This window comes from Bombilactobacillus sp. ESL1202, assembly GCF_058107125.1.
In genome coordinates this window covers 703193-721776 of record NZ_CM176590.1, presented here as the reverse complement: position 1 = coordinate 721776, position 18584 = coordinate 703193, and the positions used below count along the sequence as shown (strand labels likewise).

Genomic DNA, 18584 nt, shown 5'->3' with positions numbered 1-18584 from the left:
AAGCTTCTTTTTTTATGCTTTTTAAGCGGAGATAATTTTGGAGAACAGTTAAAAAGTTTGCTTTTATGTTACACAACTGTTAAAGCTCTTGTTGGGCAATTTGATTCTTGTTAAAATATTGTTGAGATTAAAGATTGAGGAGAAAAACAATGTTAAAACGGAATTTAATGCTGTTTATTTCATTGATGAGTGGTTTGTTCATCTGGTTTAGCTGGAATAACCAATCAGTTCAAGCTGAAACAATCAATGAATATATTCAACGCAATAACATTCAGCCAAGCAATATTCAACAAGTCAATGGGACTTTTGATCAAATGTTTGGTTATCAAAATGGTGTGGGTAAGCCTGAAGGGGTTGTCATTCATGAAACAGCAACGCCAGGTGCGACTGCTTGGGATGAAGTAACCTATTTTAATCGGGAATGGCCAACTGCCCAAACTTACGTTCATGCGTTTGCTGATGCTAATCACATCTTACAAATTCATAATACTGATTATGGTGTTTGGGGAGCGGGTTATTGGGCTAATCAACGCTTTATTCAAATTGAATTGTGCGAAGAAAGTACGTACGATGGCTTTGCGCGTTCAGTCAATAATCAAGCTTACTTCACGGCTTACATGTTAAAGAAATATGGTTTAACACCGTCTTTAGCTGATGGTACTGGTAGCGGTACAATTTGGTCACATAATGCCGTGAACCAATATCATCCTTCCGCTGGTGGTCATACGGATCCGATTGGTTGGTTCAATCAATGGGGCTATTCAATGTGGCAGTTCTATCAACTAGTTCAGTCTTATTATAATAACTTGAACGGAACGGTTAATGATTCCGGCAATAGTAAAGACGGAATTATTCAAGTTAATGCTGATCAAGCTTATTCTGCTTTATACAATCGTAAATCTGATGGTACTTTTGTAAAAAATGATGCTCGTGTGATTCCTGCAACTACCAAGTGGGTTTATAACAAGTCTGCTGTTGTTGATGGAATTACGTATTATAAAGTTGACCCAACTGAATGGGCCATTGGCACGCAAGTAACGATGTTACGTTATTCAACTCATTAATTAAGCGTCGTTGAAGAGTTTAATTTTCCGTGGTGAAAGTTAAACTTTTTAATTAATGTTTTGTATAATTATTATTAATGTTTGAGTTAGAAACTGGTAATGATTGATGACTTTAATAATGATAAAGCTGCAATGTAATATTTTATAAGCATAAATAGTCACTTTTATTAAATTTTATTATACAATTTCTTTGTGGTTAAAAGTAAATAGTGATTATTTTTACAAATCGGATTAAAACTGTAGTGCTAATTACCTCAGTCAACGGGGATTAGCACGAGTTTAATCTGATTGTACTTGAACGGTTAAAGTAGGGACATTAAGTCTAGTTCGTATATTTGTATTGGCTTCCCTATTTACTTTTAACTTCTAGATAAAACAACAGTTAGTGAAAAACTCCTTGATTTTCTCCCTTTCTTAAAAAAGATTGTCAAACATTAAATTAATTGTTGTTTTATCGAAAAGAGGCTGGGTCGCAATAATGAATTAATGTTCGCTTAATTCTACGGAAGACGAGCGTTAATTTTCTTGGCGAAGCCTCTTTTTTTGTACCTTGATTGGCTTACTATATTTATAGTGCTAGTACTATAAATTTTAAAAAAAATTGCCAGATAATTAACGTAAATTAATTAATTATCTTTTTTTTATCTTTTTTTAACAAAAACAGTGGCTTTTTGTTTTGATTAGCGGTAAATTTGTAATCGTTGACAGCAATTAGTTGGTTGTCAAATAATCATGGAAATTTAGGAGAATAAGGAGTGATTTTATGGCTGAATTTTTATTGCAGCACCAAACAGTCGATAAGGAGGTGCTGCTGGCTGAGATTGAACAACAAAATCTACCAGTTATCACTGACTTTCAATTAACCCCGCAAACGGTTGCGATCTTTAATTTGCAGGGTCGTTCGCCATACGCAACCGTCGTTTTAGATCATCAATTAGGCTATTTTTGTGTGCCGTACACTACGCGGCAATTGTGGAACTATTATTTTCATAATCATATTTTTGATCTCTATCATTCCCGTAATTTAGTGAAATATCATGGCCGTTCCCGCCCACTATCAGTTATTTTAGGGCCATTGGTCATGGTAGTACTGATTGGGTCGGTCTACATTGGCAAATTGATTGTGCTCAAGATTTGACCATGCAACAAGCAACTTTTTGTTATCAAACGGGGCAGCAGTTGCGGTTTGACTATAGTCGTCATCATGATTTATGGTCTGCCGTTCATCAAGCTGGTTTTTATGCCCAGTACAGTGTGGCGGCTTTTCAATTAGCTGCGCAGGAATTAGGTTTGGAATTAAAACCGGTTGTTTGGCAAGGTTTATTGCGGCAAATTGATCAATGTCAATGTTCATTACACCGGAATTTACCGACTTCGTATACTGAAGTTAAAGATTTTTTGCAAAGTTTCCAAACAGGAGTTTTACAATATCTTCTGAAAGACCCGGACTTACAGTTAACGCCGCAGTTACAACAAGAACAGTTACAATTTTGGCAGACTAGTTTGCTTTCAGCTCATTATTTGTGGTAAAAATTGTTCCCGCTTTCAAGACGCCTTTATCAGTAATTAAGACGATTTTAGGGGCATAATGAGGTGTTCATCCTTAATTATAGCTAGCTGAACGCGAGTTCATTAACCATTAAATTCTTGTTATCTTAAGACTACACAAGCGCTTGTGGCATTTTTAAGATAAGGAGTTTAAAGTAATGAGTCACACTTTACAACAAGGTTTTAGTTTGGCCTTAGATAATCAACGCTTAATTGGCGGTGCCCTCAAACGCGCTGGTTTGCGTCCCAATAACGACCAATATAATGATAGTTTTCAAGAAGGAATAATTTTATATGCCACAACTTGGGTTACCTTTACCCAAACGGCTGAACAATTTGCTCCCTATATTTTTCAAAAGATTAATTGGCGGACGAAAGATCAATTACGTTTTCTCCAGCAACGCCAGCATGAATCGGTGGAAGAGTTGTTATTTTTACCAGATCTGACTAGCAAACCAGCAACTGTTGACTGGAATGATTTTTATCGACAAGTTGCAACTTTGTCGGCCTTAGAACGGCAGATTTTGTTGGAACATTTAATTGCTGGCAATTCGTTAACCGAAATTGCTCATCAAGTTCATAAAAGTCCGCGTTATTTACGCAAAGTGCGGGCTCAACTGCAACAAAAATTGCGCCAAAATCTCATTGATTGAACCTAGCGTAACTTGGTTGTAAGAAACAAAATGAAACCTATTTATTTCAGTAAATTTTGGTAACAAATAGACAATGGACTTAAGTTGAAACTTAACTTAAGGCTATTGTCTTATCATCAATTAGTGGTAATTTAAGTTGATTAAATTAGCACTTTTATGCGGACTGGATTTTTGTGAATAAATGTTTGGTTTGTGGGGAAATTTTGCTATAATTAGTCTTGTTTAATTAACTTGGAAATACATAGTTTGAAAAACTGATATGATAATTTTACTAATCAAACTTTGTCATATGAAACAGCTAGATCTAGTAAATAATGAGGGGATTATTTAATGAAGAAGCGGCAAATTTTCGGGGGAACGCTGCTCTTAATTGGGAGTATGATCTGGTTCATATTAGTTGGTTGTCAACGCCAACCGACTAATCAACAAGTTGTCCAATCTAAGTCAGCTTGGTATTTGTACCAAAAACCAAACCAAAGTGTACAGCGTTTTTGCTTTTATTCTAATAAAACAGTCGGCATTCAGCATGTTAATTTAATTGGTGATCGAAAAGGTTCTAGTGTTTTGAACGCTAGGTTTGCCAATCCGAGTTTTCAACTCAATCAGGATGGACAAGAAATTACGATTAATACTTCGCATCCTAAGCTGATTTTGGCAATCAAAAAGCCTTATCAGGAACATGTAGCTGGTTATCAGCTCCAAGGTTTTAAGGTGACTTATCAAGGTGAGCAATGGAAATTAGGGCAAATTACTGAAGTCAATCATGCCAAAAATAAAAAATACCGGCACTTGCAAAAACAAAAACGGCAGGCACATCTCACGCCAAAGCACTCCGACCAATTAGGCCCTACACTTTTAAAACATTTAATTCAACCAAGCAACAAAACGGCTAGCAGTCAATTACAGCAACAATCGATTGCGGGTGAGTATAACTATCGGGCTCTTTTAGGGCTGAGTCGAGTTTACGGGCATTTAAGTATTGATGATCACGGCAGTTTTACGAATACTTTATATATTCACGCCAAGCAAAGTGTGAAAAATCCGCATAAAGACAATCCCGTCATGCTCGAACAACAGACAATTTCCGGAACTTTAACGAGTTTATATGGTAAATTATATTTTAAGCCAGCGAATGTTTTAACGGTTAAGTATTGGACGGCGGGGCAAAATCCCCAAAATCCGGCGATTAAATCACTGAATTTAACCACGAACTCCAAGCGTTATGGTCATAATATTAAATTGGCCAAGTATCGCTTAGAAAAAAACGATCAAGGTTTACAACTCTTTAGTCACGGTTTAAAACCGTGGACTGATCAAGATAATGATGGTATTTTATTGTATCAAAGCACGAAAAGTGCGCCGACTTTGAGTCAGCAATATGATAAGTTATATGAGCATTACCAAGACTTGAAGAAAGCACCTTTGACTTCCAATGCTGATTTACGGCAGTTAGTGGCAATTTTGGCTGATCAAAATGACAGCACTTTGGCCGGCATTGGAATTAATCTGGCGGGGAAATTCAGCATTAATCAAGACCCCGAAGCTTTTACGGGCGTCGATGCTAAAGGGCAACCGCAACCGCCCCGCCAATATATCGCCTTATTGGAACCGGCGATTATGCAGGATAATAAAAGTCAAAAGACGGTTAATACACCAGCGGGCGAGTTTTTAGTATTTGGTGTTTACCACCGGCGGTTGTATTTATTGCAACAACCAGACAGTGATTCAACGACTACGACGTGGACCGCTTTTAGTAATTTAAAGTTGCAATTGCCAACGGCTAATATTACTTGGAATTAAAATCTTTACTTAAATATAGGGGTAGAAATGAAATTATATCGAGAGTTTATTCAAAATCAAGCCTTACGGCGCACGTTTGTTTTAATCATGTGTATTTTTTTGATTTGGTTAATGCAAGATATCATGAGCATTGTCTTGTTAACCTTTATCTTTACTTTTTTATCAATTAATTTTTTGCGTTGGGTTCAAAAGTACCTCTCGTGGTCACCAATTTGGATTATTACACCGCTGTATTTAATCATTTTGGGAGTCATTTATTTATTTGCCACTCATTATATTCCTAGTATTGTGACGTCAACGGTTCAGTTAAGTAAAAAAGTGGTGCACTTTTATAATAGTAATCAAATGCAAAATAATCCGACCATCGCTTATCTAGTAGATGGCCTCAAAAGTTTAAAATTAGATGATCAGATTAAAACTGGGATTACCGAAATTTTTAAATATGTGACGAGTGTCGGTGCTTTAGGTGTAACGATTGTGTTATCTTTTTTGTTAAGTTATTTTTACAGTTTTGAAGCCGATAAAATGAATGATTTTGGCCGCTTGTTTGAGCGCGGACATTTGGCTTGGCTCTTTCAAGACATTAATTATTTTGCGAAAAAATTTGTTAACACTTTTGGGGTAGTTTTAGAAGCCCAGTTAATTATTGCCATTGTTAATACGATTTTAACCGCCATTGTGATGTTAATCTTGAAGTTTCCGGGAGTGCCGAGTTTATCCGTCTTAGTATTTATTTTATCGATGATTCCGGTGGCTGGCGTCATTGTCTCCTTGATTCCACTATCAATTGTTGCTTATTCAGTTGGTGGCTGGCAGGCAATGTTGTATATTTGGATTGCCGTATTATTAATTCATACGCTCGAAACTTATGTTTTAAATCCCAAATTAATGTCCAGTCGCACGCATTTGCCCATTTTCGTGACCTTTGTCGTTTTACTGATTGCTGAGCGATTATGGGGTACTTGGGGATTAATTGTCGGTATTCCCATTTTTACGTTTTTCTTAGACTTATTAGAGGTTAAAGCCATTAAAGTTTAATTAGGTAACTTAGTGGTTTCGTTCATTAATTTTATGTTAAACTGAGTATTAGTTAGGAATACAGTGAGGTAAGGTTATATGTCATTATTTAACAAGCAACATTCCAATAAACAATCAGCGCCCAATCAGCCCCAAGAACAGCAAATGGCGCCTAATATGCCTAATTCCAATAATTACGGAGCTAGTCAACAAACGCAGACCATGCCGATTCAGGGTCCTAATCCCAATAATCCGGTGAGTCAACCAACTCCAAATCAGCCTGTTCAAGGACCAAACCCGAATAATTCAGCTAGCCAACAAACGCAGACGATGCCAATTCAGGGTCCTAATCCGAACAATCCAGTGAGTCAACAAACTCAATCAATGCCGATTCAAGGTCAAAATCCGACCAATCAGCCAACTCAAGCGCGACCAGCGCAAAATTCTCAATCGGCTGCTAATCAGTCAGAGGGCTATTTTCAAGATGTAGCTGAATATCCGGTACAAACACCTGCTAATGCAAATAATGACAATAATCTTTATCGTTCTAGTAATTTTAACCAACCGGAAGTAACTGTGAATGAAGTTAACGAACAAACGGCTTCCAAAAATAACGGTTGGAATCAGTGGCGGCACACTGAAGAACAATTAACTAATTTAAAATCTGAACAAAAAGAATTGAAACATGTCCTAAAAGGACAGCTATTAAGTAGTCGGACTTTTTATCACCAAACTTTACAAAAAAAGCAAGGTACCGAAGACCCGTATGGTCAAAATGTTAATTATGACTTGCAACAAATTCAACAAATTAATGACTCTTTGAAACGTTGGTTTGGCACAGATGCGATTTCCGGAGAAGTTTTATTTGAAAAAGGGCAGCAGTACTTAGTTTTGAGTGAAAAATTAAGTTCTCCTGATGATGAAGCAGCTACGAGTTTAGGTGACCTAAACTTTTACTTGGATGCTTTTCACGTTTTGCCTAATTTGGTGACGCTAGATTTTGATGAAGAATTAGCTGCTGATTGGCAAGATAATTTGGATGCTGGAGTGGTTAATCCGGAATCACAATTGCTTAACTTGTACCAATATTTTCAAACTGAGGATGGCGTGCAGGCCAATAAGTCGCATTTGAATATGGGGATTGAAGTTAGTCCTCATGCCCGCGTAGAAACAGACTCGCAACAAAATATTGATCGGATTTATGAACGCGATAGTTTGATTATGAAGGTCATCAAAGATGATCAAGGCAAACCAGCGAATGTCTATCATTACTATAATGGGCAACTATTGAGTTTGGATTACTTAAATGAAGCCGGAATTAACTTAGTAACGGAATTTTTTGACAGTCGCTCCAAAGATCAGCTATTGCGCAAGAATTTTTATCGTTTAGATGGCACTTTAGCAGTCGTATTGAACTGTCAAGAAGCACAACCTCGGGTTCAAGTGTTTAACCATAACAATTTATTAGTTCAAGCGTTTGAAACGGAACAAGATTTTGCCGCTTGGTGGTTAGTAAATAAGGTATTGAATGAAAAGACGACGATCATTGCTCCGTTGAGCTCACCCGTCTGCATGATTTTGTTAGAGTATCCAGACGCTAACTATCAAGTAATTCCTTATATTGCTGATGCTAAAAAGCAACAAACGGAAGTTTCACAACTCCTGCCGTTGACCCAACGTTTAAGTGCTGGTATTTTGGTTAAATCGACTGCTGACCAAGAGCGGTTAAGTGATTTAACTAAAGGACAAGTTAATGTTTCAGTAATTAATAATGACGACGATAGTGACGATTAAGTTGCTGTTTTAAAGTGAAATTGGCAAATAGCGAAAGTGAAAAATTACTTTCGCTATTTGTTATGATTAAAAAGTAGTCTTCTACCAACTAATTGAGAGGACTCTTAAGAAGAGCTGCAAGAAAGAGAGAACTAAATGCATAAAAAACAAATTGATAGTTTGGATGTTATGAAAATCTTGGCGGCTATGGCCGTGGTTAGTATTCATACGGGCTTTGTGGAGGTTTTAAATCGTCTCAGTCACAGTAATTTTTTTACATTAATTGTTCGAATGGCTGTGCCCTTATTTTTTATAGCGGCTAGTTTTTTATTAGCGCGTCATATTCAAACTCATCATGATCGATTAGCGGCCTTGAAAAATTATACACGCCGGATTGGTAAGTTATATCTGTTTTGGATTATTTTGTATGGCTATTATATTTTGCGCGATGCTTGGCCCGCGTTTCAACAATATGGTTGGAATTTACCACGTTTTTTGTTTACTTGTGCGCAGTGGTTGTTAGTTGGGCCGTGGACGATGTTAGTCGGCTGGTATTTGAATGCCTTGTTATTTGGGGTGTGGTTTGTTTACTGGTGGTTGCGGCGTTACAAAAATCTAGGCTTAATCTTGGCCTTAATGATTTTTGTGACTGTGGTCATTTTTAGCGCTTATCTACCAATCAATACCGGAATTTTAATTGCTTGTACCATTTTGGTGGGACCCATTTATATTTACTTAGGACAAATTGTGGCTCAATTAAAAACCTGGCCTAATTGGCGGTGGCTGCTTATTAGTTTAATTGTGTTGGTGGCGCTAGCTTATCTAGAATTACATTATGTGATTGCTAGACAAGGACACACTGACCAGTTATTATCGTATTTACTCCTAGCCCCCTTACTATTTATTATGGTTTTAAAAATTCCGTTGACACTGCCGCATGCTCATTGGTGGCGGAACTTAAGTACTTTTATGTATTTTAGTCATTACTTATTAATGAAAATTGGTTATAATTTATTGTACTATCAAATTCACAGCACGACGGTGCGTTTCTTGATAGTCATACTGGCAGTCCTGATTTTATATTCAATAGTTTTAGCTTTACAGAAAACGCGCTGGAAAGTTTTAGTGACGTGGGCGTATTGAAAAAGCTTTATTTGATTGATATTATCAGTTCATGAAAACGCAGAAAATCAAGGCTAAAGAGCAAGTTATGAAAATACAATCGGTTAAATTTTAAAATTTACTGAGGGGTTAGTTTTGCTTTATTGACACTAGTTTACTGAAAACATATAATATTTGTGAGTATGTAAACATAATAAAAGGGGTATTGCAATTATGACAAAATTAGTCTTTATTCGTCATGGTCAAAGCCAATGGAATTTATCAAATCAATTTACTGGTTGGGTTGATGTTGATTTAAGTGAAGAAGGCGTTGAACAAGCCAAAAACGCTGGACGCTTATTGAAAGCTGAAGGAATTGAATTTGATCAAGCTTACACATCCGTTTTAACACGGGCTATTAAGACCTTACACTATGCTTTAGAAGAAGCTGGTCAACTATGGATTCCTGAAGAAAAATCATGGCGCTTGAATGAACGTCATTATGGCGCTTTACAAGGTTTAAATAAACAAGAAACAGCCGATAAATATGGTGATGAACAAGTTCATATTTGGCGGCGTTCATATGATACTTTACCACCATTATTGGATGCTAACGATGAAGGATCTGCTGCTCAAGATCGGCGTTATGCTGATTTGGATCCACGGGCAATTCCTGGTGGTGAAAACTTAAAAGTTACTTTGGAACGGGTAATTCCTTTCTGGCAAGATAAGATTGCGCCAAAATTATTAGATCATAAAAATGTCATCATTGCCGCTCATGGTAACTCCTTGCGGGCCTTAACAAAATATATTGAAGATATTTCGGATGCAGATATCATGGATGTTGAAATGGCAACGGGTCAACCAGTTGTTTATGATTTAGATGATCAATTAAACATTATTAGTAAAACTAAATTAGGTTAAGTTAACAAGAGTGATTGACTGACTTGCTGCTAAAACTCCCGAAGTTAAGACGACTTCGGGAGTTTTTTGACACGATTTTTAATTGAAATAACAGTTCAAGACTTAACTATTGTTTTAGATCTGCTAAAATGGGAAGTAATTAAGTTTTTAAAAGGAGTGAGTATATGATTGAAGCAGTTAATTTACGAGCTGGCATGACTTTTGTTCAAGATGGCAAGTTAATTAAAGTTATGAAAGCCGACCATCATAAACCAGGTAAGGGTAATACGGTGATGCGCTTAAAGTTGAAGGACGTTCGAACCGGAGCAATTGTTGATAAAACCATGCATCCTGATGTTAAATTGGAGCCGGCTGTCATTGACACGAAAGCTGCGCAGTATTTATACACTCAAGATAGTGTCGCCGTTTTTATGGATTTAGAAACTTATGATCAGTATGAAGTACCATTGGATCTTATTTCCCAGGAAATAAATTATTTGATGGAAAGTATGGAAGTTAAAATTGATTTTTATGGTACGGAAGTAGTCGGAATAACTTTGCCCACGACCGTTATTTTAACAGTTACGGATACACAGCCACTAATTAAAGGCGCAACCGCTGCGGGTTCAAACAAACCGGCAACGATGAATACTGGTTTAGTGGTTTCGGTACCAGATTTTGTTAATATCGGGGAAAAATTAGAAATTAATACGCAAGATGGTAGTTATGTCAAACGTGCAGCCAAATAAACCTGATCATTGCTTTTTAATTGCCGAAGATTGGTCTAGTTGGGGCAATATCTCTTTACAGGTTGCGACCACGGTTTTACAAATTTTAGGGATTTCTAGTGTTAGTTTACCAGTGCACTTATTAGCTACTCATCCGGGTAATGATAGCCAAGCTCCCCAAGTTAAAATTGATACTTGGCTCAAAGCGGTTTTGCAATATTGGGATAATGTGGCTTTTAGTGGGCTAGCTTTAGGATACTTGGGTACCAACTCATTAGTTGAATTATGGGTTCAATATTTAACTAACCATCATTTGCCTTTGGTAATTATTGACCCAGCGATGGCTGACCATGGCAAGTTATACAGTTTATTAGCCAGTGATTATGTTGCTGCTCAACGTCAATTATTGCCATTTGCCGATGTTTTAACGCCTAATTTAACGGAAGCGCAATTGTTACTGGATCAGACCATCACAAGTCCAAGTGAACTAACTGCGGCTTTAAGAAAATTGACTAGCTTAATTAAGGGACAACGGGTAGTAGTTACCGGCATTAAAATTCATGAAAAAATTGGGTGTGCATATCTGGCTAATGACGAATTACAATATTTAGCTTATCAACAAGCACCACATTCAGTGGGGGGAAGTGGTGATTTATTTACTAGTATCCTAGCGGGGTGTTTACTGAAGGATTATTCCTGGGTGACGGCGATTAAGTTGGCAACTAAGTTAACCACTAAGGCTGTGACTTTGACACCAGAGACACAAAGTGATTTATTTTTAGTACCAATCATCCCGGATTTAATTAAAATAACCCAGCGTTAGCTGACTATTTTTTCAAATATTACTTAGTAAATTGTCTATCTGCTGAGGTTGGGGCAATAAGGGGTAATGTTCATATTCGATTTAAATTAAACGAACATTAATTCCTGATTGTATTTAAGCAATAAAATAAACTAAGCTGAATCTTTCAACTTAGTTTCTGCTTGGCTTTTAAACAGTTCTTGTCTCAGCCGCAAGCAAATTAATTAATTAAGGAGGAAACTGACATGCAACGTTCGACTTTGCGTAAGACCATTTTTACAGGACTTTGTGCAGCTATTATTTTTGTAGGCATTAGTATTTTTCGAATTTATTTACCAGCACCCACAGGTCGACCGTTTATCCATTTTGGCAATACCTTTGCGGTTATTACGGTGTTACTATTAGGATTTAAAGCTGGCGCACTGGCTTCAATGATTGGCTTGGGCTTATTTGATATTTTAAATGGTTATGCAGCAACTTCTTGGTTAACAATTATTGAAGCCTTGATTTTGGCTGCCGTTACGGCTTGGACTTTTAAAAAAGTTAATTATCAGGCTCATAAACAAATCTCTAAACTCTATGTAGTTTCTTTGGCTGCAGGCTTAATTAAATTATTAACTTCGTGGTGTACGGGGGTAATTGAAGCCTTGATGGTAGGAACGCAATTACATGTTGCGCTGATTAACGCGTTTGTTAGTTTACCGGCAACGGCCATTAATTCCGTTTCGACTTTTATTATTGTACCAATAATTTATGTAGCCTTAGAACGAACCTTATTGAAACGGATGCGAATATAATTAAATGATTGAATTACCAAATGGGAAAAAACGCCACTTGAAAACTTCGGAAATGATTTTTTATTTAGCTTTTTCCATTATTTTAAACTCTTTAGCTAACGGTTTGACGATTGCGACACATCTAGGTAGTGCTGTTTGGACGGCTTCGGCAGTCAATTTAGAAACCCAAATTTCTTGGAGTTTGGGTTTGATTTTATTAGTCTATGCCCTAGTTGTTCAATGTTTAAATCTGATTATTAGTCAGAAATTGGATTGGGCCATGTTTGGCAGCAATATGTTGTTTGCCCTTTGTTTTAGTTATTTGGTGCAATTTAGTAATCATTGGTTCGTTCTATTAAATGTGCCTCAATTTAATTTTTGGGGACGGCTAATTTTAGATATATTAGGCGTTTGCTTGATTGCAACTGCCGTTTCAATTTATCAACGGGTTAATGTGATGCTGCATCCCAATGATGAATTTAGTTATTTATTGCGGTTTCACTTTTTCCACGGGAATGCTGCTTGGGGCCAGATTGTTAGCTATACCATTCCTGTTTGTATCATGATTTATTGCTGGTTGCGCTCGGGTCACTTACAATCAGTTGGAGTAGGTACGATTTTTGCTTTATTGTTTCAAGGCTCAGTCATTGGTTGGGCCGATCAACATGTTTTTAAAAGCTTACGTCACCATTTAACGGCATAAAAAAGTTATTAGTAGAAGAGACTGTTAACAGTTGCGCACTAACAAAATTTAATTCTACTGGGCAAAACTGTTAACTTTGAGAACGCAATAAGGGATTAATACTCGCTGAATATGAGCCTTAATCTTTATGAGTCTAACCTCTTCTATTTTTTATACCTTTAATCACAATTAGTCATAGCTGAATAGTGATTTTGCTGCTCAGGCGGTTGCTTGATTTTTGTAAAAAGTAATAGAAAAAATAATTTATATCTAATGAATATTATGATAAACTAACTCCAAATAATCGAAGATTGCTTTAAATCAAATCATAATTTAATTAAATTCATTAGGGTGTATGATAATGAAAATACTTGACCAGGGAACGCCAGTCACTAAGACTGAATTGTTACAAAATCAAGCTTGGCGTGACCAAAAACAAGCAGAGATAATGTTAAATTACCGAATAGATGTGGTATTGAGCATTAAATTGCATCTTCCTGGAAATATTAAAAATAATCAAGTTATTCGGGATATTTTTAGTGCGGGTTTAAAAGAGATTGATCATATTTGTCGCCAAGAGCAGTTGCCAGTGCTGAACTTAGAAAATTATTTTCAGCGATTAACTGGTCCAGAATCATTTTTAGTTCTAGGGGAAAATAGTGTTTTAGTGAAACGTAAAATGTTAAATTTTGAAGAAAATTTTATTTTAGGACGACTATTTAATTTGGATGTTTTTCATTACGGAGCCGCCCAGAAGTTATCACGCAATGATTTAGGTTTGCCACCGAGAAAGTGTTGGCTTTGTTCAAAACCAGCTACAGTTTGTATCAACCAACACAACCATCCGTTAGCACAATTGAAAGCGGTGGTCGATCAATGTTACACGGCTTATTTTAAGAATTGATTGCCGTTGTTTCTTCTTTGAAGAAAAGCGTTTTATTAATGCTGCTTGAATGTCCCTCCCAAAAGGCGTAGTTTAGAATTAAATCAGTGGAGGCGATTTTTATGTGGTTGACAACCAACGATGGTGTGCAACTTAATTATCAGTTACAGGGGCAGGGCACGCCACTAGTCTTTATTGCTGGATATTCTGGCAGTCAATTAGAGTGGCAACAAGAGGTGCCCTTTTTTTTACAACAAAATTACCAAGTACTAACATTTGATCAAAGAAATCACGGTCGGTCACAAGGTAGTTCTTATAATTTGCGCATTGCGCGGTTAGCAACTGATTTGGCTCAAATTTTAACTGGCTTAGATTTACATAATGTAGTCATCGTTGCTCATTCCATGGCAGCGGCAGTTATGTGGTGTTATGTGAGTCTATTTGGTACGAAGCGCTTAAAAGCGTTAGTGGATGTTGATGAATCACCGAAGGCTTTAAATACTGCTACTTGGCCTTTTGGTGCATTGGATTTAACTTGGGATACTGTTCGTTCGCAACAAAAACGGATTTTACAAACCAAAATGACTTATCAACAGGTGCCAACTGTCGTTTGGAATTCTTTAAAACAGCAGCAACAAGCGCATCCTTTTGACCAAAAAGTAACAGCACCACTACTAACTGATCATCTAATTCAAGATTGGCGTGGAATTATTGCGAATTGTCCACTGCCCCAATTATTTTTTGGTAGTCAGCATTCACCGATTTGGGCACCGGGTTTTGTCCAACAGTGTTTACAACTTGCTCCCCAAGCACAGATGCATATTTTTCAACATTCAGGTCATTTGCCCCATTTGGAAGAGGCCGACCAATTTAATCAATGGTTAATGGAATTTTTACAAACATTATCTGAATGAAACAGCCAGGGATGGAGCAAGCCATGCTGAATCCGATCTAAATCCTTGCCTAACCTTACTTGCCTAACCTTAGTATTTCAATTGCTTAATCTAGTGTAATTTAGCTGACAGCATGATTGTTTCTCCTCGTTAGTTAGCGGTATAATATAGGCTTACAGAGTATCAGATAAATTGAATTAGAACAAAGAATTAAGCGCTAAGATTTGGTCGAAAGCTAAGTAATACTTGTCCTACTAATGCAGGGGGATTTTTAAAATTTAACCATTGAATTGTTTTTACGACCAATTATTAGATCTTGACCCAGTTCATAAATTTTTAGGTGAAGGGAAGAAGTAACATGAGTGATTTAGAAGCAAAAATGAGTAGTTCGGTTTTAAAAATTAAACCGCAAGATATTTTTTTATTCAATGCCAAGGCTAATCAAACATTGGGTATAGTGAATATGACTGTTGGAGAACCAGATTTTATCACGCCCGCTCATATTAGACAAAAGGCTAGTGAAGCGATTTTAAATGATAAAATGCACTATACAATTCCCGAAGGAAAGCCCGCATTAACGCAGGCGATTGCTGATTTTTTACAAACTAAATATGACTTACATTACGATCCAGAGACGCAAATTGTGACCACGGTGGGGGTCACTGAAAGTGTTTATACGACTTTGACGGCTATTTTAAATCCAGGTGACGAAGTGATTTTACCGACACCCTGTTTTACAATTTATGAGCCGGATATTCGTTTAAATCATGCGCAACCAGTTTATTTGGATACTTCAAAGACCAATTTTAGGGTTGAACCCGAAGTGCTCAAAGATTTATTACAACAGCATCCCAAAGCCAAAGCGATTATTTTAAATTATCCGAATAATCCAACAGGTGTGACGTATGACCAACAGCAATTAGCCGCCTTAGCAGCCGTCTTACGCCAGTTTGATATTTTTGTGTTAAGTGATGAGATTTATAGTGAATTATCTTATGATATTCAACATGTTAGTCTAGCTAAATTATTACCAGAGCAAACCCTGTTGATGAATGGTTTATCTAAATCACATGCGATGACTGGTTGGCGGGTCGGCTATGTTTGTGGTCCGAAAAAAATTATGGAACATTTGTTACACGTGCACGAGTTAGTTACCACTTCCATCCCAGAAATCACGCAAGATGCTGCGATTGAAGCGTTAACGGTGGGACAAGATGATACGCAAGTCATGAAAGTACAATATCAAAAACGCCGTGATTATTTGTATCAGCAGTTAACCCAATTAGGTTTTGTGGCTTCTAAGCCACAGGGAGCTTTTTATTTGTTTGTTAAGTTGCCATCAGCTTTAGGTCAAGATGATGTTCAAGTTGCTCAAGCTTTGATTGAGCAAGAAAAGCTGGCCCTTTTACCAGGGAGTTTCTTTGGTCAAGGTGGAGCAGGTTATTTACGGTTGAGTTATGCGGCTAGTATGGAAGAAATTAAAATTACAGTTGAACGGCTAGCTGATTATCTCAAGAGAAATGGAGTTTCAACAGATTAATGAACTTAACTTTTCAATCTTGGATGACAAAGTTATTGAAAATAGTTTTAATTATTTTTAGTACTTTAATGTTACTAGGAGCTTTACTGGCTAGTTATCGGTTGTTCCACGCCCAAGTGGGCCATGATCAGTGGCTGCTAGTTGGCAGCTGGCTACTATTACTAGTCTTAATTGGCTTGATGAGTGTCATTTTAGTTAAATTGCCCGATCAACGACAACTTAATCGGGGGATAGTTATGGGGCTAATCATATTTTTTGCCATAGTTTTTACGTGGTGGGTGTTAGTGACACCAACTAAACAGCTCAGTGATTATCATAAATTTTGGAAAATTGGTTCCCAAGCAATTTTAGGCCAACCCATTTATCATACTGATAATAGCTATTTTTCTAAATGGGCTTATCAAACGGGATTTTTGACTTATGTTATGGCAGTGATTAAGCTGTTTGGGGTCAATATTCGCCTTTTTCAAGTTTTAACCGTGCTGCAACAATTGCTGGTTTTACTTTTAACCTATGTTTTAGCCCAAAAATTATTTCACCGAGTAACGATTAGTCGCTTGAGTTTGTTTTTAGTGGGCATTAATTGGGAATGGTGGGCCTTGAATAATCGGGTTACCAGTCAGTATTTGGCCTTAATTTTTTTCTTGTTAACTTTTATTTTAATAATTGACCAAAAACCTTTCAGTTGGTTAGCAGCGGGAATTTGTCTAGCTATTGCCAATATCCTGCGCCCCTTAGGAATTGTTTTTTTAGCTGGAATTATTGTTTTTTGGCTAATTTATCAGTTAAGTTCTGCACCAGTTAGTTGGCGGCGATCGTTAATGAATCTATTCGGATTAATCGGCGTTTACTTTTTATTAATTATCAGTTTAGCTGCCGCCATTAAATTAACTGGCTTAAATGAATATGGCTTAAGTAATCGTGACAGTGAGTGGAAATTTGTGATGGGCTTAAACTATCCGACTGCGGGCACGTATTCGAATGAAGTCCGCCATAAATTTGATCTGCATGATAGTCGGCAAGTAATGTTGAAAAAAGAACAGCAAGTGACCCAGGAGCATATTGTCTATTTAAACAAGCATCATCTCTGGTTCAAATTATTGGTGAAGAAATTCTTTGTTTTATGGTCGAATCCATCAAATACGCTTTCTTTTTCGTTATTTGATCACAATCATTCGCCAAGACAAACGTGGTGGGTAACAATACTAGCTTATGGTATTAGTGTGTTAGAAATGATAGCCGTGTTTTTAGGAGCGGTAATTTTGCTAAGGCAAAAAGAGTCGCCGCAGGGCTTCAATTTATTACTTTTAACCTTATTTGCTTATGTTTGTGCTCAACTGATTATTGAAGTTCAGGGTCGCTATCGCTTGGAATTTATTCCCATTTTAGCAATTATTGCTGCTGTTGGTGTGAACAGGCTAGTTCGGCGACTTGAAGGTGGTATTCGTGAAAGAAAATAAATTATGTATTGTTGTCCCTTGTTACAATGAACAAGAAGTTTTACCGCAGTCGATTCCCGTTTTAAAACGAGTTTTACAAACTTTAATTGATCAGCAACAAATTTTATCAACGAGTCAAATCGTTTTAGTTGATGATGGGAGTCAAGATCAAACTTGGTCATTAATTGAACAATATAGTCAACAAGATGCGCAAATTACAGGGGTTAAATTAAGCCGTAATTTTGGGCATCAAGGAGCACTGCTGGCCGGATTGAGTACCGTCACTGATGCGCAGATGGTGGTCTCAATTGATTCGGATTTACAAGATGATCCCCAAGCAATTATTGCAATGGTTCAAAAATATCATCAAGGTTTTGAAATTGTTTATGGTGTGCGGAATAATCGGGAAACTGATAGTGTGTTTAAACGTACAACAGCGGAATTATTTTATCGAGTCATGCGATTTTTAGGCGTGAAAATGATCCCTGATGCGGCTGACTTTCGCTTAATGAGCCAAAAAGCAGTGCGCGTCTTATTGGATTATCCAGAACGAAACTTATTTTTGCGAGGCTTAGTACCGCTAGTAGGCTTTAAGAGTACAAAAGTTTTTTACCGACGCCAAGAACGGGCCGCAGGTGAATCGAAGTATCCTTTGAGCAAGATGCTTCGTTTAGCGGTTGATGGAATTACTTCATTTTCTATTGCCCCGATCAAATTAATTATGGGCTTGGGCTTATCAATTGTGTTAGTTGCTTTTTTATTATTATTGTACACAATTATTCAAAAGATTCGGGGAGCCGTCGTTTCTGGTTGGTCATCGTTGATGATTTCTATTTGGGCTTTAGGTGGAGTGCAATTAATTTGTATCAGTGTCATTGGGGAATATGTCGGCAAAATTTTTCAAGAAGTTAAGCAAAGACCCCGTTTCACAATTGAAAAAGACTTGTATAATAAAAATAAATAACTTTTAAAGGAGTGAGGC

Annotated in this window: 18 protein-coding genes; all 18 read left to right on the top strand. The window is 37.0% G+C overall.

What is annotated here, in order from left to right; all coding sequences use genetic code 11:
* The first annotated feature begins 149 nt into the window (after positions 1–149).
* A complete protein-coding gene (locus AC3B7A_RS03375) occupies positions 150–1064 on the top strand; it encodes a peptidoglycan recognition protein family protein (protein WP_489756319.1) in 915 nt (304 codons plus the stop codon).
* Between the two features lie 763 nt (positions 1065–1827).
* Complete coding sequence (locus AC3B7A_RS03370) at positions 1828–2202, top strand: hypothetical protein (protein WP_489756318.1); 375 nt, start codon at positions 1828–1830, stop codon at positions 2200–2202.
* A gap of 2 nt (positions 2203–2204) precedes the next feature.
* Positions 2205–2594, top strand: coding sequence for a hypothetical protein (locus tag AC3B7A_RS03365; RefSeq protein ID WP_489756317.1), 390 nt, complete (start codon positions 2205–2207; stop codon positions 2592–2594).
* Positions 2595–2770: 176 nt separating this feature from the next.
* Positions 2771–3265, top strand: a complete 495-nt coding sequence (locus AC3B7A_RS03360) for a sigma-70 RNA polymerase sigma factor region 4 domain-containing protein (RefSeq protein ID WP_489756316.1) — start codon at positions 2771–2773, stop codon at positions 3263–3265.
* 330 nt (positions 3266–3595) lie between these two features.
* Positions 3596–5065, top strand: a complete 1470-nt coding sequence (locus tag AC3B7A_RS03355; protein WP_489756315.1) for a hypothetical protein — start codon at positions 3596–3598, stop codon at positions 5063–5065.
* 27 nt (positions 5066–5092) lie between these two features.
* Complete coding sequence (locus AC3B7A_RS03350) at positions 5093–6103, top strand: AI-2E family transporter (RefSeq protein ID WP_489756314.1); 1011 nt, start codon at positions 5093–5095, stop codon at positions 6101–6103.
* Positions 6104–6181: 78 nt separating this feature from the next.
* Positions 6182–7876, top strand: coding sequence for a hypothetical protein (locus AC3B7A_RS03345; protein WP_489756313.1), 1695 nt, complete (start codon positions 6182–6184; stop codon positions 7874–7876).
* Between the two features lie 135 nt (positions 7877–8011).
* Positions 8012–8998, top strand: a complete 987-nt coding sequence (locus tag AC3B7A_RS03340; RefSeq protein ID WP_489756312.1) for an acyltransferase family protein — start codon at positions 8012–8014, stop codon at positions 8996–8998.
* 192 nt (positions 8999–9190) lie between these two features.
* The gene (locus AC3B7A_RS03335; RefSeq protein ID WP_489756311.1) at positions 9191–9880 is read left to right on the top strand and encodes a 2,3-diphosphoglycerate-dependent phosphoglycerate mutase; all 690 of its coding nucleotides are present in this window, start codon (positions 9191–9193) and stop codon (positions 9878–9880) included.
* A gap of 164 nt (positions 9881–10044) precedes the next feature.
* Positions 10045–10608, top strand: coding sequence for an elongation factor P (gene efp, locus AC3B7A_RS03330; RefSeq protein WP_489756310.1), 564 nt, complete (start codon positions 10045–10047; stop codon positions 10606–10608).
* Entirely contained in the window at positions 10586–11410 is an 825-nt protein-coding gene (locus tag AC3B7A_RS03325; protein WP_489756309.1) for a PfkB family carbohydrate kinase, read from the top strand. The genes efp and AC3B7A_RS03325 overlap by 23 nt, the downstream gene beginning before the upstream one ends.
* A 224-nt stretch (positions 11411–11634) precedes the next feature.
* Positions 11635–12186 (top strand): ECF transporter S component, encoded by a 552-nt coding sequence (locus tag AC3B7A_RS03320; protein WP_489756308.1) that lies wholly within the window; start codon positions 11635–11637, stop codon positions 12184–12186.
* A 4-nt stretch (positions 12187–12190) separates the two neighbouring features.
* Positions 12191–12868, top strand: a complete 678-nt coding sequence (locus tag AC3B7A_RS03315; RefSeq protein ID WP_489756307.1) for a DUF6198 family protein — start codon at positions 12191–12193, stop codon at positions 12866–12868.
* A gap of 340 nt (positions 12869–13208) precedes the next feature.
* Entirely contained in the window at positions 13209–13751 is a 543-nt protein-coding gene (gene citX, locus AC3B7A_RS03310) for a citrate lyase holo-[acyl-carrier protein] synthase (RefSeq protein ID WP_489756306.1), read from the top strand.
* A 101-nt stretch (positions 13752–13852) separates the two neighbouring features.
* The gene (locus tag AC3B7A_RS03305; protein ID WP_489756305.1) at positions 13853–14644 is read left to right on the top strand and encodes an alpha/beta fold hydrolase; all 792 of its coding nucleotides are present in this window, start codon (positions 13853–13855) and stop codon (positions 14642–14644) included.
* A 337-nt stretch (positions 14645–14981) separates the two neighbouring features.
* The gene (locus tag AC3B7A_RS03300) at positions 14982–16163 is read left to right on the top strand and encodes an aminotransferase class I/II-fold pyridoxal phosphate-dependent enzyme (protein ID WP_489756304.1); all 1182 of its coding nucleotides are present in this window, start codon (positions 14982–14984) and stop codon (positions 16161–16163) included.
* Positions 16163–17623, top strand: coding sequence for a hypothetical protein (locus AC3B7A_RS03295; RefSeq protein ID WP_489756303.1), 1461 nt, complete (start codon positions 16163–16165; stop codon positions 17621–17623). Before AC3B7A_RS03300 ends, AC3B7A_RS03295 begins: the two co-directional genes overlap by 1 nt.
* The gene (locus AC3B7A_RS03290) at positions 17610–18566 is read left to right on the top strand and encodes a glycosyltransferase family 2 protein (protein ID WP_489756302.1); all 957 of its coding nucleotides are present in this window, start codon (positions 17610–17612) and stop codon (positions 18564–18566) included. The genes AC3B7A_RS03295 and AC3B7A_RS03290 overlap by 14 nt, the downstream gene beginning before the upstream one ends.
* Positions 18567–18584 lie beyond the last annotated feature (18 nt).